At 51.6% G+C, this 22,197-nt stretch carries 22 protein-coding genes; 11 read left to right on the top strand and 11 right to left on the bottom strand.

What is annotated here, in order from left to right:
• Nucleotides 1-113, bottom strand: a 113-nt coding sequence (locus tag BO53_RS13770) for a helix-turn-helix domain-containing protein (RefSeq protein WP_084185070.1), incomplete at its 3' end; no start/stop codon positions are given.
• 57 nt (nucleotides 114-170) lie between these two features.
• On the opposite strand from BO53_RS13770, the gene BO53_RS14145 reads away from it, so the two are divergent.
• Together BO53_RS14145 and BO53_RS0109865 are read left to right on the top strand one after the other, a co-directional pair.
• Entirely contained in the window at nucleotides 171-314 is a 144-nt protein-coding gene (locus tag BO53_RS14145; RefSeq protein ID WP_169738746.1) for a hypothetical protein, read from the top strand.
• 93 nt (nucleotides 315-407) lie between these two features.
• Nucleotides 408-1,820 (top strand): alpha-amylase family glycosyl hydrolase, encoded by a 1,413-nt coding sequence (locus BO53_RS0109865; protein ID WP_031547748.1) that lies wholly within the window; start codon nucleotides 408-410, stop codon nucleotides 1,818-1,820.
• Nucleotides 1,821-2,010: 190 nt separating this feature from the next.
• On the opposite strand, the gene BO53_RS0109870 is transcribed toward BO53_RS0109865, so the two are convergent.
• Genes BO53_RS0109870 through BO53_RS0109880 form a run of 3 tightly spaced genes read right to left on the bottom strand, consistent with a single transcriptional unit; the run spans nucleotide 2,011 to nucleotide 5,031 of the window.
• Nucleotides 2,011-3,354, bottom strand: a complete 1,344-nt coding sequence (locus BO53_RS0109870) for a CoA-disulfide reductase (protein ID WP_031547750.1) — start codon at nucleotides 3,352-3,354, stop codon at nucleotides 2,011-2,013.
• A gap of 2 nt (nucleotides 3,355-3,356) precedes the next feature.
• Complete coding sequence (locus tag BO53_RS0109875; protein ID WP_031547752.1) at nucleotides 3,357-4,199, bottom strand: DegV family protein; 843 nt, start codon at nucleotides 4,197-4,199, stop codon at nucleotides 3,357-3,359.
• A 19-nt stretch (nucleotides 4,200-4,218) separates the two neighbouring features.
• A complete protein-coding gene (locus BO53_RS0109880; protein WP_031547754.1) occupies nucleotides 4,219-5,031 on the bottom strand; it encodes a Cof-type HAD-IIB family hydrolase in 813 nt (270 codons plus the stop codon).
• Between the two features lie 118 nt (nucleotides 5,032-5,149).
• Here BO53_RS0109880 and BO53_RS0109885 point away from each other — a divergent pair, with 118 nt between their 5' ends.
• Nucleotides 5,150-5,458: a metal-sulfur cluster assembly factor gene (locus BO53_RS0109885; RefSeq protein ID WP_031547756.1), complete on the top strand. Its 309-nt coding sequence runs from the start codon at nucleotides 5,150-5,152 to the stop codon at nucleotides 5,456-5,458.
• A 157-nt stretch (nucleotides 5,459-5,615) separates the two neighbouring features.
• Here the strand turns inward: BO53_RS0109885 and BO53_RS0109890 are convergent, their stop codons facing one another.
• Nucleotides 5,616-5,879 (bottom strand): KGG domain-containing protein, encoded by a 264-nt coding sequence (locus BO53_RS0109890; RefSeq protein ID WP_051683087.1) that lies wholly within the window; start codon nucleotides 5,877-5,879, stop codon nucleotides 5,616-5,618.
• A gap of 224 nt (nucleotides 5,880-6,103) precedes the next feature.
• Nucleotides 6,104-6,928, bottom strand: a complete 825-nt coding sequence (locus BO53_RS0109895; RefSeq protein WP_031547758.1) for an undecaprenyl-diphosphate phosphatase — start codon at nucleotides 6,926-6,928, stop codon at nucleotides 6,104-6,106.
• A gap of 182 nt (nucleotides 6,929-7,110) precedes the next feature.
• Here BO53_RS0109895 and clpB point away from each other — a divergent pair, with 182 nt between their 5' ends.
• The 5 genes from clpB to BO53_RS0109920 all read left to right on the top strand — a co-directional run bounded on the left by clpB (nucleotide 7,111) and on the right by BO53_RS0109920 (nucleotide 13,147).
• Nucleotides 7,111-9,699 (top strand): ATP-dependent chaperone ClpB, encoded by a 2,589-nt coding sequence (gene clpB, locus BO53_RS0109900; protein WP_031547759.1) that lies wholly within the window; start codon nucleotides 7,111-7,113, stop codon nucleotides 9,697-9,699.
• Between the two features lie 312 nt (nucleotides 9,700-10,011).
• The gene (gene ehuB, locus BO53_RS0109905) at nucleotides 10,012-10,932 is read left to right on the top strand and encodes an ectoine/hydroxyectoine ABC transporter substrate-binding protein EhuB (RefSeq protein WP_051683088.1); all 921 of its coding nucleotides are present in this window, start codon (nucleotides 10,012-10,014) and stop codon (nucleotides 10,930-10,932) included.
• Between the two features lie 69 nt (nucleotides 10,933-11,001).
• Nucleotides 11,002-11,664 carry an ectoine/hydroxyectoine ABC transporter permease subunit EhuC gene (gene ehuC / locus BO53_RS0109910; protein WP_031547762.1) on the top strand — a complete coding sequence of 221 codons (663 nt, stop codon included), beginning with the start codon at nucleotides 11,002-11,004 and terminating at the stop codon, nucleotides 11,662-11,664.
• Nucleotides 11,664-12,371, top strand: coding sequence for an ectoine/hydroxyectoine ABC transporter permease subunit EhuD (gene ehuD, locus BO53_RS0109915; protein ID WP_031547764.1), 708 nt, complete (start codon nucleotides 11,664-11,666; stop codon nucleotides 12,369-12,371). Before ehuC ends, ehuD begins: the two co-directional genes overlap by 1 nt.
• Nucleotides 12,368-13,147 carry an amino acid ABC transporter ATP-binding protein gene (locus BO53_RS0109920; RefSeq protein WP_037342143.1) on the top strand — a complete coding sequence of 260 codons (780 nt, stop codon included), beginning with the start codon at nucleotides 12,368-12,370 and terminating at the stop codon, nucleotides 13,145-13,147. The genes ehuD and BO53_RS0109920 overlap by 4 nt, the downstream gene beginning before the upstream one ends.
• A 177-nt stretch (nucleotides 13,148-13,324) precedes the next feature.
• On the opposite strand, the gene BO53_RS0109925 is transcribed toward BO53_RS0109920, so the two are convergent.
• From BO53_RS0109925 to BO53_RS0109940, 4 genes are all read right to left on the bottom strand, one after another.
• Complete coding sequence (locus BO53_RS0109925; RefSeq protein WP_031547768.1) at nucleotides 13,325-14,998, bottom strand: glycerol-3-phosphate dehydrogenase/oxidase; 1,674 nt, start codon at nucleotides 14,996-14,998, stop codon at nucleotides 13,325-13,327.
• A gap of 51 nt (nucleotides 14,999-15,049) precedes the next feature.
• Entirely contained in the window at nucleotides 15,050-16,573 is a 1,524-nt protein-coding gene (gene glpK / locus BO53_RS0109930) for a glycerol kinase GlpK (protein ID WP_031547770.1), read from the bottom strand.
• A gap of 45 nt (nucleotides 16,574-16,618) precedes the next feature.
• A complete protein-coding gene (locus BO53_RS0109935; RefSeq protein WP_031547772.1) occupies nucleotides 16,619-17,437 on the bottom strand; it encodes an MIP/aquaporin family protein in 819 nt (272 codons plus the stop codon).
• Between the two features lie 161 nt (nucleotides 17,438-17,598).
• Complete coding sequence (locus tag BO53_RS0109940) at nucleotides 17,599-18,150, bottom strand: glycerol-3-phosphate responsive antiterminator (RefSeq protein WP_281174461.1); 552 nt, start codon at nucleotides 18,148-18,150, stop codon at nucleotides 17,599-17,601.
• 204 nt (nucleotides 18,151-18,354) lie between these two features.
• On the opposite strand from BO53_RS0109940, the gene BO53_RS0109945 reads away from it, so the two are divergent.
• The gene (locus BO53_RS0109945) at nucleotides 18,355-19,443 is read left to right on the top strand and encodes an NAD(P)H-dependent flavin oxidoreductase (RefSeq protein ID WP_245608230.1); all 1,089 of its coding nucleotides are present in this window, start codon (nucleotides 18,355-18,357) and stop codon (nucleotides 19,441-19,443) included.
• Nucleotides 19,444-19,528: 85 nt separating this feature from the next.
• Here BO53_RS0109945 and BO53_RS0109950 read toward each other — a convergent pair whose 3' ends face one another.
• Nucleotides 19,529-19,726, bottom strand: coding sequence for a DUF2929 family protein (locus tag BO53_RS0109950; protein ID WP_031547775.1), 198 nt, complete (start codon nucleotides 19,724-19,726; stop codon nucleotides 19,529-19,531).
• Between the two features lie 494 nt (nucleotides 19,727-20,220).
• Here BO53_RS0109950 and BO53_RS0109955 point away from each other — a divergent pair, with 494 nt between their 5' ends.
• Together BO53_RS0109955 and BO53_RS0109960 are read left to right on the top strand one after the other, a co-directional pair.
• Nucleotides 20,221-21,270, top strand: coding sequence for an ABC transporter ATP-binding protein (locus tag BO53_RS0109955; protein WP_031547777.1), 1,050 nt, complete (start codon nucleotides 20,221-20,223; stop codon nucleotides 21,268-21,270).
• Complete coding sequence (locus tag BO53_RS0109960) at nucleotides 21,267-22,196, top strand: ATP-binding cassette domain-containing protein (protein WP_031547779.1); 930 nt, start codon at nucleotides 21,267-21,269, stop codon at nucleotides 22,194-22,196. Before BO53_RS0109955 ends, BO53_RS0109960 begins: the two co-directional genes overlap by 4 nt.
• Nucleotide 22,197: the final 1 nt, after the last annotated feature.

A 22,197-nucleotide genomic window follows, 5' to 3' on the forward strand; every position in this document is an offset into this window, starting at 1 on the left:
TGATTGAGGAAATGGTTGTAAACGAACCGGGAACAACCGATGGTTTTATTGATAAGGATGGATTGCTCTTTGTTCGGATAGAGTCTAAATTTGTATGCTTTATGGATGTGCATTGTATGATCACCTCCTTTTTGGTATATTTATTATACCATCAAAAAGGAGGGAATACAGTGGAAAGAATTACGAAAAGCATCCGATTTCCAAAAGAATTGGAAGCGAGAATCACTGAATACCAAAAGCAAAATGAGATTAGTACGTTCACACAAGCATTATTTGAGTTGGCTCGCATTGCTTTAGAAACAAAGGGCTTTTGAGTTTCCTCAATCGGCATTCATCTCCCGCCTATGCTTCACTTAGAGGGGGGAGTCTTCTGCCGAAAATTGATAAAAATAGAAGGTAGGATAGCAATGAAGAGAATAATGATATATATGGCGGTTCTGCTCATGGGCATATCCATGTCGAACGGCGAAGTGGCGGCCCAGGAGGCGGATGAGACGCGGATCTATACGATTGTGGTCGACCGCTTCCTGAATGGAAATTCCAGAAATGACATCAATGTCACGGATGATGAGGATGCACCGCTGCCTTTTGGGGGCGACTTCGAAGGCATCCAGAACAACCTGGACTACATACAGGGCATGGGCTTCGATACGCTGATGCTCTCCCCAGTGTTCGATAAGGCGGATGACGATTACCTCGGCTATGACATTGAAAGCTACGGGGAGATTGAAGCGGCATTCGGTGGAGCAGAAGCGTTCCAGAATCTGATCGATGCTGCACACGGACGGGATATGGAAGTTATCGTCGATATGCCGGCCACAGCAGCCGATGGCTATACGACGCTCGGGAATCCGGTGCTGAACGACCTCCAGCAGAGCTACTACGATATGATCGGCGCCGAATTCATCGATTTGAACAATGCGGACAATCAGGCACAATACCGGCAGATGGTACAAAATTTCGTCGATGAATATGATGTCGACGGCCTCAGCATGACCGTCATCCAGGATGGCATCGACGCCGGAACCTTCATGCCTGAAGACGTAACGACCTACGGCATCATCCCCGATGCGTCGATTTCTGCAGAAGGGTTCGACCATATGAGCGACCCTGCGCTGACAGATGCACTGGCTGAATCATTCAGTACGACGGACAGGGAGATTCCTGCACATCCGACGGACGGCACGCTGCTGTTTGCCGACCACTGGTTCAGCGACCGTTTCACGAAGCATGCGGTTGAGGAGAACATGTTCCCTGGTACACGCATCAGCCAGCTCACCGCCTACCTGTATGCATATCCCGGACCGATCGCCTTCCAGTATGGTACGGAAGTGGCTTTGAATGGGGACGACATCCCCCATGTACACCGGCAGATGGACCTCTGGACCGACCAGGAAGTCGTGGATTACATCGAATCCCTGAATGATGTATTCTCCCAGCATCCGAACATGTTCCAAGGGGAGATGGATGTCCTGAAGAATGAGGACGGACACTATGTACAGAGATACCGTAATTCGGATGTCGACTTCATTTTGAACCTGAATGACACTTCCGTCACGGAAAATGTCGAGATTCCCATCGAATCACAGGATGAAGGAAAGATGCTCAGCGGTCTCCTGATTGGTGATCTGCTGCGCAGCGGGGATATGGAAGGGGATGCCTTCCTTGCGGTATTGGATCGCGAAGAGACGGAACTGTATGCAGTGATCGAGGAGAGGGGCTTCAATAATGGCTATATATACGCCGGGCTCATCATCTTCGGCGGCTTCGGAATCTTCATCTGGCTCGTTGCCAGAAAAAGGAGACCGCGGGAAGAGTAATCGAATAATGCCGCACTAGACGGCCGGGACGGATGTCCCGGCCGTTTTCCTGCTCATGGAGTGGAAGGACAATACATTATCTTATGTAATATGACTTCTCCGAAGTCGGACGGCAAAGTGGAATAGGGCATGCCGAAGGAAGGCTGCTGCCAGCATAAAGAACGCCCCTCTGAGCGGAGGGGCGTTCGTTCTATTCGTGCAGTTTTTTCATTTTCTCTATGGCCTTGTACCCCACCATATTGAGCACGCTTTTCGGGCTGGAATAGGGCGGGGAATAGGCGACTTCGATGTTGGCGAGGTCCATGGCGGTCCCGCCCAGGCGGATGTGGGCCGACAGGAGGTCGATGCGCTTGTCGATGCCTTCAGTACCGACGACGACGGCACGCAGTATTTTGCCATCATCCTTGCCGATATAGGCACGGACGTGGATCGGGACACTGTCCGACATGTATCCCGCCTTGTTCTTCTGCCTGTGGTCGACAATGAAGTGCGGATAGTCCGCAAGTTCCGGCTCCGTCAGTCCAAGGGTGGCGATATCATAGTCGAAGAAACGCATGATGTTGGTGCCGAGGAGCCCTTCGAAGCAGACCGAGCTGTCTCCGCTGATCTGGTTGCTGATGACATATGCCATCCTGTGGGCACCCCATGCAAGCGCGACATGGACCGGACGGTCGACATGGTGGTAGTTCGTTTCGATCGCATCCCCGACAGCATATACATGCTCTCTGTTGGTTCTCCCGTGCTTGTCGGTACAGATATATCCCTCTTCATTCAATGTTATGCCGGAGCCTTCGAGGAAGTCCGTGCGCGGGGTGATGCCGATGCCCGCAATGATCATGGGCGCTTCGATCTCCTCCCCGTTCGAGAGGGTGGCAGTACCGCCGTCGACTTCAACAATTTCCGTATCGAGTTTCACTTCGACCCCGCGGGACTTCAGCTCCTCGAGGAAAAAATCGCTCATATCCGACTCGAGTGGACGATAGATCTCCGAGTCCCGGTGTATAAGCGTCACATCGATGCCGCGATGCACAAGGTTCTCGGTCATTTCAAGTCCGATGTAGCCGGCACCTACGACGACTGCGCGTGTGATGCGCTTCTCTTCGATATGGCCTATGATGCCATCAAGATCCTCCAGCGAGTGGAGGACGAAGGCCTGGGGTACATCGAGCAGTGCAGGGACAAGGCGTGGGGCGCTGCCGGGGGAGAGTACAAGATAATCATATTCCGCATCGAACGTACGGTCATTCCTGATGTCCTTCACCTGGACCGTCCTGTTCTCCGTATCGACGCCCATCACCTGATGATGGGTTTCGACGGTGATGTTGCGCTCCCCGAAGCTTTCCGGAGTTGCTGCGACCAGCTGGTCGCGCTCTTCGACTTCACCGCCGATATGGTAGGGAAGCCCGCAATTGCCGTAGCTGATATCGCGGCCCTTTTCATAGATGGTGATGTCGATTTCCGGGTCGATCCGTCTGAGCTGCGCGGCTGTCGTCGCGCCCCCGGCCACACCGCCTACAATAATAACTTTTGCCATGCTTACACTCCTTCATTGAAATAGAACATCGCTACCGTGCCATTGCCGGTATGGCTGCTGATCGTCGGTCCGATTGTACTGATTTTCACATCAGTGATATCCGTCCCGTCCAATATCTTCTGCTTCAGCTGTTCCGCCTGTGATTCTGCATTGGCCTGGGTGATGTGCACCTCATGGGAGACGTTGTCTGCAATCAGGTGCTTGACCATGCTGCTGTGCACCTTCTTGATGCCGCGGTGCTTCTCAAGCGGCACGAGTCTACCCTCTTCGACATGGAGCAGCGGCTTGATATTGAGCAGACCGCCGAGGAATGCCTGTCCTTTCGACAGGCGGCCGCCTTTTGCCAGATAGTCAAGGTCATCGACGGTGAAGAAGTGGCGGATCGCCTTGACGTCCTTTTCCACTTTGGCGAGCAGTTCCTCCTTGGCCATGCCTTCCTCTACATAGCCGTGGGCACGTTCCACGATGAGGCCGAGGCCGTAGCTTGCCGCCTTCGTATCGATGAGGGTGATGTCCGCATCCGGATGATCATCGAGGATCGTATCCCGGGCGATCACTGCGCTCTGGTAAGTGCCTGAAAGTTCGCTCGAGAACGCCATGTATAATACGGGTACATTCCGCTCCACATATTTCCGGAAGACTTTCGTGAAGTCTTCAGGGTTCGCCTGGCTCGTCAAAGGGCGCTTGCCTTCCGAGATGGCATCGAGCACCTCAGTGTTTGAGATTTCATACTGATCCAGGTAGTCCTCCTCGTCGATCGTGATTTTCAAGGGGATCATTTCAATACCCATTCTATCCAATTCATCTATGGAAATATCCGAACAGCTGTCTACAATCAATTGCATGTCATCTGCTCCCTTCTTTTTATAGTTTCAATTTGAAAAAGTCGTTCAGGAATTGGCCGATTCCATCATTGTTGTTGGTATCCGTCATGTAGTCCGCCACCGTCCTGATTTCATCGATGGCATTGCCCATCGCCACACCATGCGCGACATAGCGGAGCATTTCCGTATCATTGTCCTCATCACCAAAAGCGATCGTATGCTTTTTGTCGATGCCGAGGTAGCCCCGGCAGTAGTCGACGCCGACTGCCTTGTTGATGCCCTTCTTGACGATTTCGATGACCGGGTAGGGTGCCCCCCAGCGGCGGTGCTCGATCGTCTCGGCGAACAGGTCATCCAACGCCTGCCTGATTGCCGGCACTTCCGGCTCTTCGGCCTGGATCAGTATGGTCGTCGGACCGGACTCGATGTTCTGTGTCAGGTCGCCGATCTTGACCTGGGGATTCCCCATGCTGAAGGCTTCAAACAATACCTCGTCATGGTAGTGGATATATACATTGTCCTTCACTTCTGCAATGATGTTCTGTATGTTCAAATCCGGTACACGCTTGACGATCTCCTGGGCCACTTCCAGGTCAAGCTCCTCGTGCACGGTCTTGAAATAGAGGTCCTGGGGATGGTGGACGAAGGCACCGTTGAAATTGACGATTGGTGTGTCCATGCCAAGTTCCCTGTAGTAGGGTTCGCTCGCTCTATAGGGGCGGCCGGTTGAAATCATGATTTCATGGCCGCGGGTCTTCAGTTCAAATAGTACTTTTTTGGTGAATGGGCTGACTGTCTTTTCGTCCGTCAGCAGCGTCCCATCCAGGTCCAAACATATAAGATGCTTTTCCATTACGGCAAATCTCCTTGTCAACATTCATAGAACTATCATAACTATCATATCATTTATGTTTATATCGTGTAATTTTTTTGATATATTATTAGTATATACTCTAAAAGGAGTGAGATAAATGGATAAAGCAATGGAAGAAAGCATGATGGGTGCCCTTGAGAACGTCATCGACCCGGAACTCGGCATCGATATCGTCAACCTCGGCCTCGTCTATGGTGTCCATCTTGATGAAGATGGGAATGCGGGTGTTGAAATGACACTCACATCCATGGGCTGCCCGATGGGACCACAGATTGTGGACCAGGTCAAAACTGCACTCTCCGAACTTCCTGAAGTTAAAGAGACAGAAGTCAACATCGTCTGGAATCCGCCTTGGGATAAAGATAAAATGAGCCGCTACGCTAAAATTGCACTTGGTGTAACGTAAGCAGATCGGCTTATGGGAAGATCCCGCAACCTCATGGTTGCGGGATCTTTTGCAGCCTATTTTTTGCAGCTTGTCTGATATTGAAAATGCAAAAAGGGAAGTAGACCGGCAAATGGTCTACTTCCCTTTTTTTATAGAGTTCAATTAGTAGGCAAGCTTATGAATTATTGCCGCCATTACTGTTCTCTCCGCCTTTTTCACCGATGTCCTGATAGAATTCCTTATCGTGGTTCTCAGACGTCTGCTCTCCGCCTTTTTGACCAATATCCTTGTAGAATTCCTGATCATGGTTCTCTGATGTCTGTTCTCCACCTTTTTCACCGATATCCTGATAGAATTCCTTGCCGTGTTCTTTGGACGTCTGTTCTCCGCCTTTTTGGCCTGCTTCTTCTCTGGACATTTTACCGTTGTTTTCAGCCATGTTAAATCCCCTCCTATAATTATTTGTTGAATAATGCGGCTGATAAAAAGGTGTAATATTATTCTATGGTGTAATTAGTATCTACTTCTCGGAGTTCCCACTTCTCATAAAGTTAAACATTAAGAAATAAATTTTCGTGTTTTTATCAATTTTATACGGAAATTTTTATTGTAAAATGACATGTTTTCTTTTTTGCAAAAGAAGATCCCTCAAAAATGAGGGATCTATATGAAGAATAAATAATACAGGATGGAAAATGAACCCAGCGCAAAGCAGTAGTAGGTGAATATCGCGAGGTTTCCACGCTCCATTACACCCTGCAGCCACTTCAGGCCGAAGTATGTGGCGATGATGCTGGCGATGAATGCAAGCGCGTAGGGAACCGCGAGCGTTGCAATCTCGGGGTCGTTTACAAGATCCCCGACGGAAATCAGCGCTGTGCCGAGCGATACCGGAATATAGAGCAGGAATACGAACCGGAGGGCGTTCTTCTGGTTCATGCCGACCGCCATGGAACCGACGAGGGCAGCACCGCTGCGGCTCACACCAGGCATCAGTGCGACGCACTGGGCCAGTCCGACGATGATGGCATCCTTGGCGTTCAGGTCCCCATCGCGCTTCACGCCGCGCTTGTTCTTGATGAACCAGAGTGCGATGCCGGTAACGAAAAGCATCAGTCCGACGGTCAGCATTGAGACGTTGTCCCCGATGATATCCTTGAGCAGGATGCCGAGGACGCCGACCGGAATGGTGGCGATGACGAGATAGATGGTATAGCGGAAGTCCTCGACCGCCTCCTCATCCCGTGCCCCTTTGAACAGGAAGCGGCTCAGGTTAACGACGATTGCTGTAATGTCCATCCGGTAGATGAACAGGATGGCGATGAGCGAGGCGGTATTCAGCAGTATTTCAAATGACAGGCCCCGTGCCTCGATTCCGAAAATTTCCCGGGCGATGACGAGGTGGCCGCTGGATGAAACGGGTATGGGTTCAGTGAACCCCTGCAGCAGCCCCAAAAATATGTAACGGATAATTTCCATGATGTCCATGATCAAACCTCCTATGTAACCCTAGAATATTAATATAAAATAAATGCCGTATAAAAGCTATCAATTACTTGAAAATCCATGTCGAGAGTGTATAATATAGGTAAAGGTCAAAAAAGGTCAAACATTATTGACGGCAAGTTTCGAAGAGAGCTGCCCTTTATTTTGTAGAAGAGGTGATGAATATGGATATCAACAGAATGACGTACACCGTGCAGTCGATCATCGAACGGGCGCAGTCGATCTCCGTCGACCTGAAGCTCCAGTCGATAGAGGTGGAGGCAGTCATGAAGGCACTCCTTACCGTCGACGAGAGTATGGCGCGGGATGTACTGGAGCGGGCGAACATCGATGTGGATGCACTGCTCGCAGAATATGACGAAAAACTGTCGAAGTACAACGTCGTCAAAGGCGATAATGTCCAGTATGGCCAGTATATGTCAAACGGATTCACGCAAGTTGTGAACCGGGCCGAGAAGATCATGGCTGAGATGAAGGATGAGTATGTCTCTGTAGAGCACATGCTGCTCTCAGGCATCGAGACGGAACCGATCCTTAAGGAAGCTGTCGGCAATAAGAATGAAGTGATCAGGGAAATCATCAACAAAGTCAGAGGGGGAAACCATGTGACAACACAAAATCCGGAAGTGCAATATGAAGTATTGGAGAAATATGGACGGGATCTCGTGGAAGAAGTCCGCAGTGGCAATGTGGATCCGGTGATCGGACGTGATGAGGAAATCCGCAATTCGATCCGTATACTGAGCCGGAAGCGCAAGAACAACCCGGTTCTGATCGGTGAGCCCGGCGTCGGCAAGACGGCGATCGTGGAGGGCCTTGCCCAGCGCATCGTGCGCAAGGATGTACCGGACAGCCTGCTTGATAAGACGATTTTCGAACTCGACTTGTCTGCGCTTGTCGCCGGTGCGAAGTACCGCGGGGAATTCGAGGAGCGCCTGAAGGCGGTCCTCAAGGAAGTGAAGGAGTCGGAAGGGCGCATCATCCTCTTCATCGATGAAATCCATATGCTGGTCGGCGCCGGCAAGACTGAAGGCGCGATGGATGCCGGCAATATGCTCAAACCGATGCTTGCCCGCGGCGAACTCCACTGCATCGGTGCAACTACACTGAACGAGTACCGTGAATACATTGAAAAGGACTCCGCCCTGGAGCGCCGCTTCCAGAAAGTCCAGATACCGGAGCCGGATGTCGAGGATACGATTTCCATCCTCCGTGGACTGAAGGAGCGCTATGAGGTGCACCACGGGGTGAGGATCACCGACCGGGCCCTCGTGGCAGCGGCGGAACTGTCCGACCGCTACATCACCGATCGCTTCCTGCCGGACAAAGCGATCGACCTGATGGACCAGGCGAGTGCCACAATCCGCACAGAGATGGGCTCCAATCCGACCGAGCTCGACCAGATCAACCGCCGTGTCATGCAGCTCGAGATCGAGGAGCAGGCATTGAAGTCGGAGGACGACTCCGTATCAAAAGCACGGCTTGAGGAGCTCCAGAAGGAACTGTCCGAAGCCCGAGAAGCCCAGCAGTCCCTCGCCCAGCGGGTGGAGAAGGAGAAGGGGCAGATCCAGAAGGTCAACGACAAGCGTGAGGAACTTGACCGTACACGCCAGGAACTGGATGAGGCCGAAAACAACTATGAACTTGAAAAGGCCGCCGAACTCCGCCATGGCAGGCTGCCGCAGCTAGAGCGGGAACTCGCCGAGCTTGAAGCGGCACTGCAGGAGGAGAGCGCCGGGGAGAACCGCATCATCCGCGAGGTGGTGACGGAGGATGAAATCGGCTATATCGTCAGCCAGTGGACGGGCATCCCGGTCTCCAAGCTCGTCGAGACCGAAAAGGACAAGCTGCTGAAGCTCTCCGACATCCTGCATGAACGCGTCGTCGGCCAGGATGAAGCGGTCGACCTCGTGGCTGACGCCGTCATACGGGCGCGGGCAGGCATAAAGGACCCGAACCGCCCGACCGGCAGCTTCCTCTTCCTCGGACCGACTGGTGTCGGCAAGACGGAACTGGCCAAGACACTGGCGGCTACAATGTTCGATTCCGAGAAGCATATGATCCGGATCGATATGAGTGAGTACATGGAGAAGCATGCCGTATCAAGGCTCATCGGAGCCCCGCCTGGATACGTCGGCCATGAGGAGGGCGGCCAGCTGACAGAAGCCATCCGCCGCCAGCCGTACTCCGTCATCCTGCTCGATGAAGTCGAGAAGGCGCACACGGATGTTTTCAATATCCTGCTCCAGCTGCTTGATGAAGGCCGCCTGACGGACTCCAAAGGACGTGCCGTCGACTTCAGGAATACGATCATCATCATGACATCAAACATCGGTTCGAACCATCTGCTCGATACGGTGAGGGAGGATGGCGAGATTTCCGAGGAGACGAAGGACATCGTCATGAAGGAGGTCCACCAGTACTTCAAGCCTGAGATCATCAACCGTATGGATGACATCGTCATCTTCAGCCCGCTGTCCAGAGAGAACATAAAGCTCATTACGGACAAGCTGATCAACGACCTGAACAGGCGCCTTACCGATCAGCATATGACAGTGGAAGTCACCGATGCCGTCAAGGACTGGATTTCTGAGGAGGCCTATGAACCGCAGTTTGGTGCGAGACCCCTCAAACGCTTCATCCAGCGCCACATCGAGACGCCGCTTGCAAGGAAGCTCATTGAAGCGGATATGTCGGAAGGCATCAATGTAAAGATCGACTATCAGGATGGCGCCCTTCAATTCGATATGTAGTATACATGTAGTATAGAGGCAAAAGGCAGCATCCCGGGGATGCTGCTTTTTTTGCGTAGAATGCAGCCCTGAATCTGAAGAAAAAAAGTATCATTTTACAACCTAACTTTAAAGAAAAATTTGAATTATCTGTAATTTTATAATAAAATTGATTCAAGTCCCATCACATTTCATAGAATGGGTCCGGTACAGCGCATCTCCCCTTTTTACCCATTACATCCTGAATTTGACATAACACGTCACTCTTGTATACTAACCATGTACATGTTCTTGAGTAGGGAAAGATAATCAACTTACTAGGAGGAGATTTATTTGAAGAATTACACACTATTACTTATGCTCGGCCTTATTCTCGTACTGGCTGCCTGCGGCAATGGAGGCTCTGAAGGGGGAGACTCCGCAGAAGGGGAAGCCGGTGGAGATTCTGGAGCGGAATCAGGCAAACTGGCTGAACTCCAGGACAGCGGCACAGTAAGGGTCGGGTTTGCGAACGAACCGCCTTACGCCTATGAAGATTCCGAAAGTGGAGAGCTTGAAGGGGCGGCAATTGATATTGCGACAGCGGTGTTCCAGGAAATGGGCATCGACAATGTGGAAGGTCACCTGACCGACTGGGGAGAACTGATTCCAGGCGTACAGGCTGGACAGTATGACGCAATCACCGCCGGCATGGCGATTCTGCCGGACAGATGTGAAAACGCAATGTTCGCAGAACCGGAGATGCAGTACGGTGAAGGTCTCGTCGTCGAAGCAGGGAACCCTCATGATATTCACAGCTATGCGGATATCGCAGAAAATCCTGACGTTACAGTGGCACTGATGGAAGGAACGACACAGTTCGACTTCCTGGACCAGGAAGGCGTCGATCCGAACCAGATCATGTCAGTCGGAGACATCCCTGCACAGCTTTCAGCGGTACAGTCCGGCAATGCGGATGTTACGGCAGCAACCGAGGCAACATTGAGAGCCGCATATGAATCACTGGATAGTGAGGATGTGGAAATCGTTGAAGATTTCGAACAACCGGATATCGAGGGAATCCCGAGTTATGGCGCAGCAGCGTTCAACCTTGAAGATGAAGAGTTGCGCAATGCCTACAATGATGCACTGGAGACATTGAAGGAAGACGGTACAATCGACGGAATTCTGGATGATTCCCAAGGGTTTACTGCTGAAAACAACCGGGTGGAAGTTGGAGAAATGACAACCGAGCAACTATGTGAAGGCGAATAATCTTTTCAGGCCCAGTCATTCCTTAGGAAATACTGGGCCTTTTTATTCGTAAATAAGGAGTGAGGAAAAATGTTTGAGTCTGGGGCGAATATACTAACCTACCTGTCCCAAGGGGCATGGACGACCATCAGTATCTTTTTGGCATCGGCCTTCTTTGCTTTTTTGATGGCTTTCATCGCCGGCCTGTCACGGCTGGCAAAAAACCCGTTGATCCGTGGATTCACTACAGTATATGTTGAGATCTTCCGGGGGACTTCGCTGATAGTCCAGCTCTTCTGGCTCTATTATGCCGTGCCGATGCTGTTCAATATCAATCTTGGCAGCAACTGGTGGGTCGGGGTCGTTGCGATTGCACTAAACTACGGAGCCTATATGTCTGAAGTAGTCAGAAGTTCCATTCTGTCCATCGACAAAGGGCAGACGGAAGCGAGTATCGCACTGAATCTTTCGAGATTCCAGCGCATGAGACATATCATACTGCCTCAGGCACTCAGGCTGATGCTGCCTGAGTTCGGCAACTATTCAATTCAGATACTTAAAGGGACTGCACTTGTTTCACTGATCGGACTGACGGACATCCTCTATTATGGGGACATATACCGCTCGTCGAATCTTTCCGAAGGCCCGCTGGCATATTTGATGGTGCTGGTCATGTACTTCATCATTGCACTGCCGCTCATCTGGCTTTCCAAACAAGGTGAGAAAATGTCCAGGAGAGGGGTGGCGAGCTGATGACAGCGACATATTGGAGCTGGGAAACATTCGCTGATGCATTTCCGATCATACTGGAAGGGCTCAAAATCACGCTGGGCCTCACCATTGCGAGCTACCTGCTGGCAATGGTGGTTGGATTCATCTGGCTGATACTCGAATCCACACCAATCAAGCCGTTCAATTTCATCGTCTACTGGATTAAGGAATTCATCCGGTCCACACCGCCGATTGTACAGATTTTCTTCCTGTACTTTGCATGGCCGATGGTTCCGTATATCGGAACGTCGTTCACGCCATTCGTCGCTGCCATGCTGGCGCTTGGCATCCACTTCTCGACATACATCAGTGAAGTGTACCGTTCCGGTATAGAAAGTGTGGACAAGGGGCAGTGGGAGGCATCAACGGCGCTCAATTTCTCGACGCGGGACAAGTGGACGAAAATCGTCCTGCCACAGGCACTGCCACCGACGATACCAATGCTTGGGAACTACCTGATCATCCTGTTCAAGGAGGTGCCGCTTGCGGCAACAATAGGGGTGGTCGGCATACTGAGCATCGCACGGAGCTATGGTGCGCAGACATGGTCCTATATCGAACCGCTGACCATCGTCGCCCTCCTGTTCCTCCTGCTCAGCTATCCTTCTGCACTGCTGATCAGAAGGCTGGAGAATAAAATGAATCGTCGATTCGACAAAAAGCCAAAGAAAGTGAAGGTGGCCGAATAATGGAACCAATCGTACAATATAAGGATGTTCATAAGTCATTCGGTGATACACATGTCCTGAAGGGCATCAATCTCGATATCTATCCGACTGAAAAGATTGCGATCATCGGGCCGAGCGGCTCGGGGAAGACGACAATCATCCGTCTGCTGATGACGCTTGAGGAGCCGACCGATGGGGATATCATCGTCGCCGGCGAAAACCTCTGGAAGATGGAAGTGGGCGGAAAGATGAAGACGGCGAACGAAAAGCACCTGCGTGCAGTAAGAAAGAATATCGGCATGGTCTTCCAGCACTTCAATCTCTTTCCACACAAGACGATACTGGACAACTGCGTCACACCACTTGTCCAGGTCAAGAAGATGAAGAAGTCGGAAGCGGTGGAACTGTCTAAACAGATGCTTGACCGCGTAGGGCTTGGAGACAAATACGAAGCATATCCATCCAATCTCTCAGGTGGGCAGAAACAGCGTGTCGCCATGGCACGTGCACTGGTCATGAAGCCGAAGATCATGCTGTTTGACGAAGTCACCTCAGCACTCGACCCGGAACTCGTCGGAGAAGTACTCGAAGTCATCCGTGACCTTGCAGAACAGGACGATATGGCCATGGTGCTCGTCACCCACGAGATGGACTTTGCCCTGGAAATCGCAGACCGTGTCCTCTTCCTCGACGACGGTGTCATCGCTGAATCAGGAACCGCTGACGAGGTCATCAACAAATCCGACAATCCGAGGCTTCAGGATTTCCTGAGACGATTCAGGAAAGAAGAAGTGTAAAAAGGGAAGCGCCGACTGCAGTAATCTGCAGCCGGCGCTTTTTTGTCTGTTCATGGATGGGCGGGGCCGACAATCCACCACCGCAGAGGTCACAATGGCGAGTGGATCCTCCCATTGCCCATCCGCTTATTGGAACCCACAAAAAGTCCCGCCCTGTTTTGGGCGGGACTTCATTACTTATGCATGTTCCATGGTGGTGACGCCTTTTGCTTCACGGCAAGCGACTTCAAGTTCGTCCTTATAGGTCTGGCGGGTGCTGTCATCCCATGCCAGAATGTCGCTCATCAACCGGATGACGCCCTCTTTGTATTTTTCTACATTGGCGATGTCGAAGTACAGTTCCCCTGTACGTCTGACGAAGTAATCGCGCGGGTTCGCAGCCATTTCATGCTGGATGCTGTAGATGACTTTCGCATGGACATCCTTCGGCAGGCCATAATGTTCTGAAGCCTCACCGAGTCCGCCGATGATTTCGTATATCCGTTCGACATTGCTGCCGTAATGTGATGCAAGCTTTTGGCCTTTCGTGATGGAGAGGCCGTATGATGGAGCCCGTTCAGCCATATTTCTCACGAAATCATCGAAGCCCTCGCTGCCTCCGACATCACCGCCTGACATTGGCTGATGTTCTGTGTCGCTCTTTTCGAATTTGAGGCCATAGTCCTTGGCGAGACGTTTGGACACGAGGTCGACAATCTCCTTGGCCATGTGCCGATAGCCCGTCAGTTTTCCGCCGGCAATGGTGATGAGGTTGCTTTTGGCTTCCCAGATTTCATCTTTCCTTGAGATTTCAGAAGGGTCTTTGCCCTCTTCGTGGATGAGGGGCCTGATTCCTGCCCATGTGGATTCTATATGCTCCTCACTGAGGTTGAGCCCAGGGAACATGTCGTTCGCCGTATCAAGAAGGTACTGCCGGTCTTCGATTGTTGTGACAGGGTTCTGCTTGTCACCCTCATAGTGTGTATCCGTCGTCCCGACATATGTCTTGCCGTCCCTTGGAATGGCGAAGATCATGCGCCCATCGGATTTGGCATCGAAATAGACAGCCTGATGGAGCGGGAAATCCTTCTCATCAAAGACGAGGTGCACACCTTTTGAGAGGAACAGCTGCTTCTTGCCTTTTTTGGCTTCCTCATCATGGGAACGGACATCGTCCACCCATGGTCCGGTTGCATTGATGACGCGGCGGCCGAGAATCTGGTAAGTCTCCCCGCCAATCTGATCTTCAGCGTGTATACCGACGATTTTGCCTTCATCATAGACGAAGCCGACGGCTTTGACATGGTTGATCGGGTCTGCACCGAACTCTGCTGCCTTCTTCATGACCTCGATCGTCATGCGGGCGTCATCTGTCCGGTACTCTACATAATAGCCGCCACCGAGCAGACCATCCCTTTTGACGAGTGGCTCCTTCTCCAGTACATCATCCACGCTCAGCATCTTGCGCTGCTCGCTCCTTTTGACTTCGGCGAGCATATCATAGACACGCAGGCCGATACTCGTCGTGAACTGGCCGAAAGTGCCGCCTTTGTGGAAGGGGAGGAGCATCCATTCCGGTGTCGTTACATGCGGACCGTTTTCATATACGATGGCGCGCTCGATTCCGGTTTCACGTACGACTCCAATCTGGAACTGTTTCAGATACCGGAGTCCACCATGGACGAGTTTCGTGCTCCGGCTGCTTGTTCCCTCAGCAAAATCCTGCATCTCGACAAGTGCAACCTTCATGCCGCGCTTCGCCGCATCGAGGGCAATCCCCGCTCCAGTGATTCCACCACCAATGACAACGATATCGTAATCGACTTTCTCCATATGCTGTAATTGGTCTTTTCTGGTCAATGTGTTCAGCATTGTTCTACCTCCTAGTTTTATAGCCAATAAAGACCGGATGTAACCGGATCCCTATTGTGAATCTTCTTCTTTGAAACTGTGCTTCGGCTTGAATGCCTGTGTCGCACGCACAGCATGCTGCCAGCCATCATAGAGGGCATCACGCTGGTCCTGCTCCATCTCGGGTTCGAATACGCTGTCCGTCTCGCTGACCGATTTCAATTCATCGGTGGATTTCCAGAAACCGACGGCAAGTCCGGCGAGGTAGGCTGCACCAACGGCTGTTGTTTCAAGAACCTCAGGACGCTCGACGGTCGTATTGAGAATATCCGCCTGGAACTGCATGAGGAAGTCATTGGCCGCAGCCCCGCCGTCCACACGCAGCGTCTCAAGCTCAATGTTTGAATCCTTCTGCATCGCATCCAGCACATCCTTCGTCTGATAGGCGAGGGATTCAAGCGTCGCACGGACAAAATGCTCCTTCTCGGTACCCCGGCTCAGTCCGAAGATGGCCCCGCGTGCCTCGGAATCCCAATATGGGGCGCCGAGCCCCGTGAATGCCGGAACCATATACACGCCTTCCGTCGATTCGATGCGGTTCGCATATGCTTCCGACTGAGGTGAGTCATTGAACATGCGCAGCCCGTCCCTCAGCCACTGGATGGCGGACCCTGCAACGAAGATGGAGCCTTCAAGTGCATACTTCACCTTGCCGTCGATGCCGTAGGCAATCGTCGTCAGCAGTCCATTTTCACTCTGGATGGCCTCTGTACCCGTATTCATGAGCAGGAAGCAGCCGGTGCCATAAGTGTTCTTCGCATCGCCCTCTTTGAAGCAGGTCTGGCCGAATAGAGCCGCCTGCTGGTCTCCGGCAACCCCCGCGATGGGCACGTTGCGTCCGAAGAAGTGGGATTTCGTCGTTTCCCCATAGACTTCACTGGATGATTTGACTTCAGGCAGCATGGATTCCGGCACACCCAGTATGTCGAGCAGTTCCTTGTCCCATTCGAGTTCGTGGATGTTGTACATCAGTGTACGGCTGGCATTGGTGTAGTCTGTGACATGAGTGGCTCCTTCTGTGAAGCGCCAGATGAGCCATGTATCGATGGTGCCGAAAAGCAGGTCTCCATTCTCCGCCTTTTCACGTGCACCGTCCACATTGTCGAGGATCCATTTGACCTTTGTGCCGGAGAAATACGGATCAAGGAGCAGGCCGGTCTTCTTGCGGAATGTATCTTCGTGGCCTTGGGACTTCAACTCGTCGCAGATATCCGCGGTCTGGCGGGACTGCCACACGATGGCATTATAGACGGGCCGGCCGGTGTTCTTGTCCCATACGACGGTCGTTTCACGCTGGTTTGTGATGCCGATGCCTTCGATCTGTTCGGCTTTGATGTCATTTTCGGACATGACCCCTGCGACGACGGAGAGGACGGAACTCCAGATTTCATTGGCGTTATGCTCCACCCATCCGGATTCGGGGAAATATTGCTTGAACTCCTTCTGGCTGGTTCCGATGATGTCACTTTCCTTGTTGAATAGAATGGCACGTGAACTCGTGGTGCCCTGGTCGATTGACATGATATATTTTTCCATTTTTAATACCCCTTTACTTTGTATGTTGTTCAAGAAGGCCGTATCCTACATTAATTTGGAGGCCTCTCCTTTAAGCAGGCTTTTATTAAGAAATACCCCTAACGCAAGAACCAAAACAGTGAAGACGATTGCAATGGCGAGGAACAGGTCCGGCGAATTCAGAAATATTGCGTTATATACCGCTGCACCGAGTGCGCCGCCGGCCAGCGGTCCGAGTATCGGAACGATGGCGTATACGAAATTCGATTTTCCCTTGCCGGGAATCGGCATGAGGAAGTGGGCGAGCCTCGGTCCGAAGTCACGGGCCGGGTTGATGGCATAGCCGGTAGTGCCGCCGAGGCTGAGGCCGATCGCTGTAATGAGGAAACCGACGATGAGCGGATTCAGGCCTTCGGTGAATTCATTGGCACCGATGAACAGAAGTCCCATGACGAGGATGAATGTGCCGATGATCTCACTTGTGAAGTTGGCGACATAGTTGGGGAAGGCGGGCCCGGTGGCGAACACGCCGAGTTTCGTCCCATCATCCTCCTCCGCCTTGAAGTGCGGCATGAAGTGCAGCCAGACGAGAAACGCGCCGGTCATCGCCCCGAGCACCTGTGCGATGATGTATGGAATTACTTGTGCCCATTCGAATTCGCCTGCAAATGCGAAACCGAGTGTGACGGCGGGGTTGATATGTGCGCCCGAGAACTGGCCCACCGCATAGACGGCAAACGCCACCGCGAAGCCCCAACCGAATGCGATGACGATCCAGTCGGATCCTTTGGCCAGGGATCCCTTCAAATTGACATTGGCAACGACGCCTGCCCCGAACAGGATAAGTATTGCCGTCCCAACAAATTCTGCAACGAGTTCATTCATTGCAAACCACTCCTTTGTTTGATTGATCCGCTAATAAAACATAAAAAAACCCACACTGGTAGCTATGTAAAAGCTACAAATGTGGGCTCTGTCTCTCCGTGTCGTATTAACTTACTTTATAATCTATCCTATAATGGAAGCGTTGTCAACTTTTATATGCTTCATGACCTCTGATTTGTCGGGCTGAACCAGAGGTCCGTCTTGCTCGTTGTCACATACTTGGCTCCGGCGGCGATGGCGTCATCGACCTCGCCCTGTGTCTCGATCAATCCGCCGGCGATCACATCGGCATCCACTTCCGACTTGAGCAGGTGAATCACTTTCGGTACGACACCCGGAAGGATTTCAATCAGCTTGGGTTCCGTCTGTCTGATGAGTTCAATGCTTTTTTCGATGGCTGAAGAGTCGATGACGAAAATGCGCAGGACAGTCTCCATGCCAAGCTGGTTGGCCTTTTTGATGATTCTTCCGCGTGTTGTCACGATGCCTGTCGGTCTGTACTTCTGATGAATGTATTCGAGTGAAGCGGTATCGACCGCAAGGCCCTTGATCAGATCCAGGTGGAGGAAGACATCGAATCCATGCCTTTTGATGGTGGTGATGTGACTTTCAAGATGCCCAATATGGATGTCCAGGATGACACATGCCCGGTAGGGACTGCCGATAAGCTTTTCAAAATCTTTCATGGAACGGATTGCAGGTAGGATTTTCACATCGTTGCACCTTCATTTCAAAATTATTATTCCATTTATAATAGAATAGATATGTAAAATTGTATAGTATTTGGAAATTGGGGTATAGATAACGACAATGTGGGCCATTGTGATGAGCAAGTCTTTTTTAGGTGGACAGACCACCCATATATAATATGGTAGAAACACGTATGAAGGATACAGCAACAGAGGGGGTAGGGGCAAGTGAATATATCACGCAACAACTTGATGCTCAAAGAGCTGCTCGGGGTGGAGCATGCGGTCATACAGGCACCGATGGCAGGGGGCATCACGACCAAAAAACTGGTGGGTGCCGTCTCCGAAGCCGGTGGGCTTGGCATGATCGGTGCAGGAGGGATGGATGCAGATGCATTGCGCAACATGATCCGTGAACTGAAGAAGGAGCACGGAAGATCCTTCGGTGCCAACCTGTTCGTACCATGGGATTTCAAAGTCACTGAAGAGAATGTAGCCGAGGCCTATGAAGCACTCAGGCCCCTGTACGACCTCTTTGGTCTGGAGCAGGAACCTTTCACGCCTCCGGATATGGAAGATGTCAAAATGAAGTTCAACGCACAGCTCGACGTCATTGTGGAGGAGCAGGTGCCTGTATGCTCCTTCATATTCGGGATACCACAGAGCCATCACATCGAACGCCTGAAAGAGGCGGGCACGATCCTGATCGGCACTGCGACAACAGTCGAGGAAGCCGAAGCCATCGAGCGTGCCGGTTTTGATGCTGTCGTTCTGCAGGGGGCTGAAGCAGGCGGGCACCGGGGGACATTCCTCAACCCGGTCGACGACAGTCTGGTGGGTCTGATGAGCCTGATTCCGGAAGCGGCAGACCAGCTCTCCATTCCGGTCATCGCTGCAGGCGGCATCATGGATGGACGCGGTGTTGCGGCTGCAAGGATACTCGGTGCAGCAGGTGTCCAGCTGGGTACGGCCTTCATCTCCACAGAAGAAAGCGGGGCGCATCGGGTACATAAGAATGCGCTGAGTGAAAACCGGCATATACCATCCGTATTGACGAAAGTATTTACAGGCCGGGCTGCCCGGGCAATCAAAAACACGTTCATCAGGGATATGGCCGAACAAACGAAAAGCATGGTCGACTATCCAGTGCAGAGGCGTCTGACCCAGCCGATACAGGATGCCTCGAAAGTAAGGAACAGTACAGAGTATGCCATGCTCCTCGCCGGTCAGGGGAAAAGCATGGCGCGGACCATGTCTGCTGGTGAACTCGTGCGGCAGCTCGTGCTGGAGGCGAAAGAGTTTGGGGTCGATATATAGGCAGGACGGGGTATGATGGGGCACAGGTTCCAGAATACCCAATCAAAAAAGACTCACCCATCACAGGGTGAGTCTTTTGCTATGATCAATGGTTATGCTGTGCTTCGTTCGTCTCGTCCGGCTTGAGCATGAAATCGAGAACGATGATCGTCAACGTGACAAGTGCTGCCAGCAGTACACCGCTCCAGATATTGAGTGGCCCGCCGCCGCCAAGGCTGTTCAGAACGAAGTTGACCATTTGAGTCAGCATGAGTGCCCAGATGAAACTGATGATATACTTCATGGTCCTGCCTCCACTACATATTTATATAAGCTAATAATAACTTAAAACGGTTTCGATGTATAGTGCCAATCTCGAGGGGGCGGCACAAAAATAATCTTTTCACAGAGCAAGTCCGGAAGGCAGTCAACCATCCAATCATATGTAATCGCTTTCAATAAAAACGTAAATAATTGGAAAATAAGTTGAAAACCTTTATTCATTGGTGTATATTTAATTTCTGCAAATGCTTAAATATTGTTGCAATTCAAAAAACGGATTGCAAAATATATTTTGGACACGTACAATATATGGTGACGAAAAACTTTGGAATATACTGGGTGTAGGGGTATGACATACAAGATTTGCATCTGGATATGCCTATCATTTTAGATTCAGAACGGCATTTCCTTCATTCATCCATGCATATTCAAGGCGTCACATATATCGTGCAGGACTGGTTGCAGAAGCTAAGGAACATTCGATTAAGAACGAGGGGAAAGAATAGGTGAAAATAAATGACTGAAAAGCTTTTAGAAGTGAATAACCTGACGACTTCCTTCAAAATCGGCAGCGAGTATTTCCCGGCGGTGGATGATGTCTCACTCAGCATCCAGCCGAATGAAGTGCTTGCGCTCGTAGGGGAATCAGGCTCAGGAAAAAGTGCCACAGCATTCTCACTGATGGGGCTCCATAGAAAAGCCCGCATTGAAGGGGAGGTCAATTTCCAGGGACAGAACCTTCTGAAACTGAACGAAGGCAAGATGAACAAGATACGTGGGGGTGACCTGGCGATGATATTCCAGGATCCGATGACGGCGCTCAATCCACTGATGAAGATAAAGCAGCAGATTATTGAAACACTCAAGATACATAATACGAAAGCGAAGAACGAAAGGGAGGCCTATGCTGTCGAACTGCTGGACCGCGTTGGCATCCCGCGTCCGGATCGGGTGGCTGAAGCCTACCCGCATGAACTATCAGGTGGGATGCGTCAGCGTGTCGTCATCGCCATCGCGATCGCCAATCGTCCGAAGCTGCTCATCGCCGATGAGCCGACGACGGCACTCGATGTAACAATCCAGGCCCAGATCCTCGACCTGATCCGTGAACTTCAGGACGATTTGAATTCAGGTGTCCTCCTGATTACACACGACCTTGGGGTCGTGGCTGAAATGGCTGATCGTGTAGCGGTCATGTATGCCGGACAGATCGTCGAAGTGGCACCGGTACGGGAGCTCTTCAAGAACCCGCAGCATCCATATACACGCTCACTTTTGAATTCATTGCCGACCGAATCCATGCTGGGCAGCAAGCTGCATGTCATACAGGGTGTGGTGCCGGCACTGAACAAGATGGACCGTACAGGCTGCCGCTTCGCTCCGCGTATCCCATGGGTGCCTGCTTCCGAACATGAGAAGAATCCAAAGCTCAGGGAAATCGCAGATGATCATTATGTGCGCTGCACCTGCTACAAGAACTTTTCTCTCGGCAGTGAAACTCCCCAAAATATCGATGCAGAGGAATACCAGATTGAAACAGGGGCCCGGGGAGGAAGCGTACGATGAATCTATTGGAAATAAAAGATCTTAAAGTCCACTATCCAATAAAGGGCGGCTTCTTCAATACGGTCAAAGATCATGTCAAGGCGGTGGATGGCGTCAGCATCAGCATCCCTGAAGGAACGACATACGGTCTGGTCGGGGAATCCGGCTCGGGAAAGACGACGACAGGAAAAGCCGTCATGGGCCTCAACCATGTGACCAGCGGCGAAATCTTTTTCGATGGCCAGAAGCTCAACAGCAAAGGGAAGAAGGTCGATGTCAGGGATGATATCCAGATGATCTTCCAGGATCCCTATTCCTCACTCAATCCCAGGAAGCGCGTATTCGACATCGTCGCCGAACCGATCAGGAACTATCATAAGAAAACGAGGGGGGAACTGGTCCCGGAAGTGCTTGGGCTGCTCCAGCGTGTAGGGCTGCCGCCGGGTTCCCTCTACAAGTACCCGCATGAGTTCTCGGGCGGACAGCGCCAGCGGATCGGGGTGGCACGGGCCATCGCCCTGAATCCGAAGCTGATCATCGCGGACGAACCTGTATCGGCACTCGACGTGTCGGTGCAGGCGCAGGTGCTCAACTTCATGCAGGACATCCAGCAGGATATGAACCTTACGATGATGTTCATCGCCCATGACCTTGGGGTCGTCCGCCACATGTGCCGGCATATCGGCATCATGTATCAGGGCCGTCTCGTGGAAGAGGGCAGGACCGAAGAAATCTTCAAAAATCCGCAGCACATCTATACGAAGCGGCTGATTGCAGCGATTCCCGATACGGATGTGGATGAAATCGAAAACAATCTCGCATTCAGACAGATGGTCAAGGAGGAATATGATCGGAATTTTGCCGATCACCTTGATGAAGAGGGCAGAGCCTTCCCGCTGCAATCCATTACGGAGACGCACAGAGTGGCGTTGCCGGTGAAAGGTTGAT

Origin of the sequence: Salinicoccus luteus DSM 17002 (assembly GCF_000712035.1) — a bacterium.
GTDB lineage: Bacteria > Bacillota > Bacilli > Staphylococcales > Salinicoccaceae > Salinicoccus > Salinicoccus luteus.

Bases quoted from the DNA above. Each gene is read 5' to 3' on its own strand.
- BO53_RS0109935 (WP_031547772.1), bottom strand. From the start codon at position 17,437: ATGAATGAACTCGTTGCAGAATTTGTTGGGACGGCAATACTTATCCTG.
- BO53_RS0109865 (WP_031547748.1), top strand. From the start codon at position 408: ATGAAGAGAATAATGATATATATGGCGGTTCTGCTCATGGGCATATCC.
- BO53_RS0109890 (WP_051683087.1), bottom strand. From the start codon at position 5,879: ATGGCTGAAAACAACGGTAAAATGTCCAGAGAAGAAGCAGGCCAAAAA.
- BO53_RS0109885 (WP_031547756.1), top strand. From the start codon at position 5,150: ATGGATAAAGCAATGGAAGAAAGCATGATGGGTGCCCTTGAGAACGTC.
- BO53_RS0109950 (WP_031547775.1), bottom strand. From the start codon at position 19,726: ATGAAGTATATCATCAGTTTCATCTGGGCACTCATGCTGACTCAAATG.
- BO53_RS0109960 (WP_031547779.1), top strand. From the start codon at position 21,267: ATGAATCTATTGGAAATAAAAGATCTTAAAGTCCACTATCCAATAAAG.
- glpK (WP_031547770.1), bottom strand. From the start codon at position 16,573: ATGGAAAAATATATCATGTCAATCGACCAGGGCACCACGAGTTCACGT.
- BO53_RS0109870 (WP_031547750.1), bottom strand. From the start codon at position 3,354: ATGGCAAAAGTTATTATTGTAGGCGGTGTGGCCGGGGGCGCGACGACA.
- ehuC (WP_031547762.1), top strand. From the start codon at position 11,002: ATGTTTGAGTCTGGGGCGAATATACTAACCTACCTGTCCCAAGGGGCA.
- BO53_RS0109880 (WP_031547754.1), bottom strand. From the start codon at position 5,031: ATGGAAAAGCATCTTATATGTTTGGACCTGGATGGGACGCTGCTGACG.
- ehuD (WP_031547764.1), top strand. From the start codon at position 11,664: ATGACAGCGACATATTGGAGCTGGGAAACATTCGCTGATGCATTTCCG.
- BO53_RS0109925 (WP_031547768.1), bottom strand. From the start codon at position 14,998: ATGCTGAACACATTGACCAGAAAAGACCAATTACAGCATATGGAGAAA.
- BO53_RS0109955 (WP_031547777.1), top strand. From the start codon at position 20,221: ATGACTGAAAAGCTTTTAGAAGTGAATAACCTGACGACTTCCTTCAAA.
- BO53_RS0109895 (WP_031547758.1), bottom strand. From the start codon at position 6,928: ATGGACATCATGGAAATTATCCGTTACATATTTTTGGGGCTGCTGCAG.
- clpB (WP_031547759.1), top strand. From the start codon at position 7,111: ATGGATATCAACAGAATGACGTACACCGTGCAGTCGATCATCGAACGG.
- BO53_RS0109875 (WP_031547752.1), bottom strand. From the start codon at position 4,199: ATGCAATTGATTGTAGACAGCTGTTCGGATATTTCCATAGATGAATTG.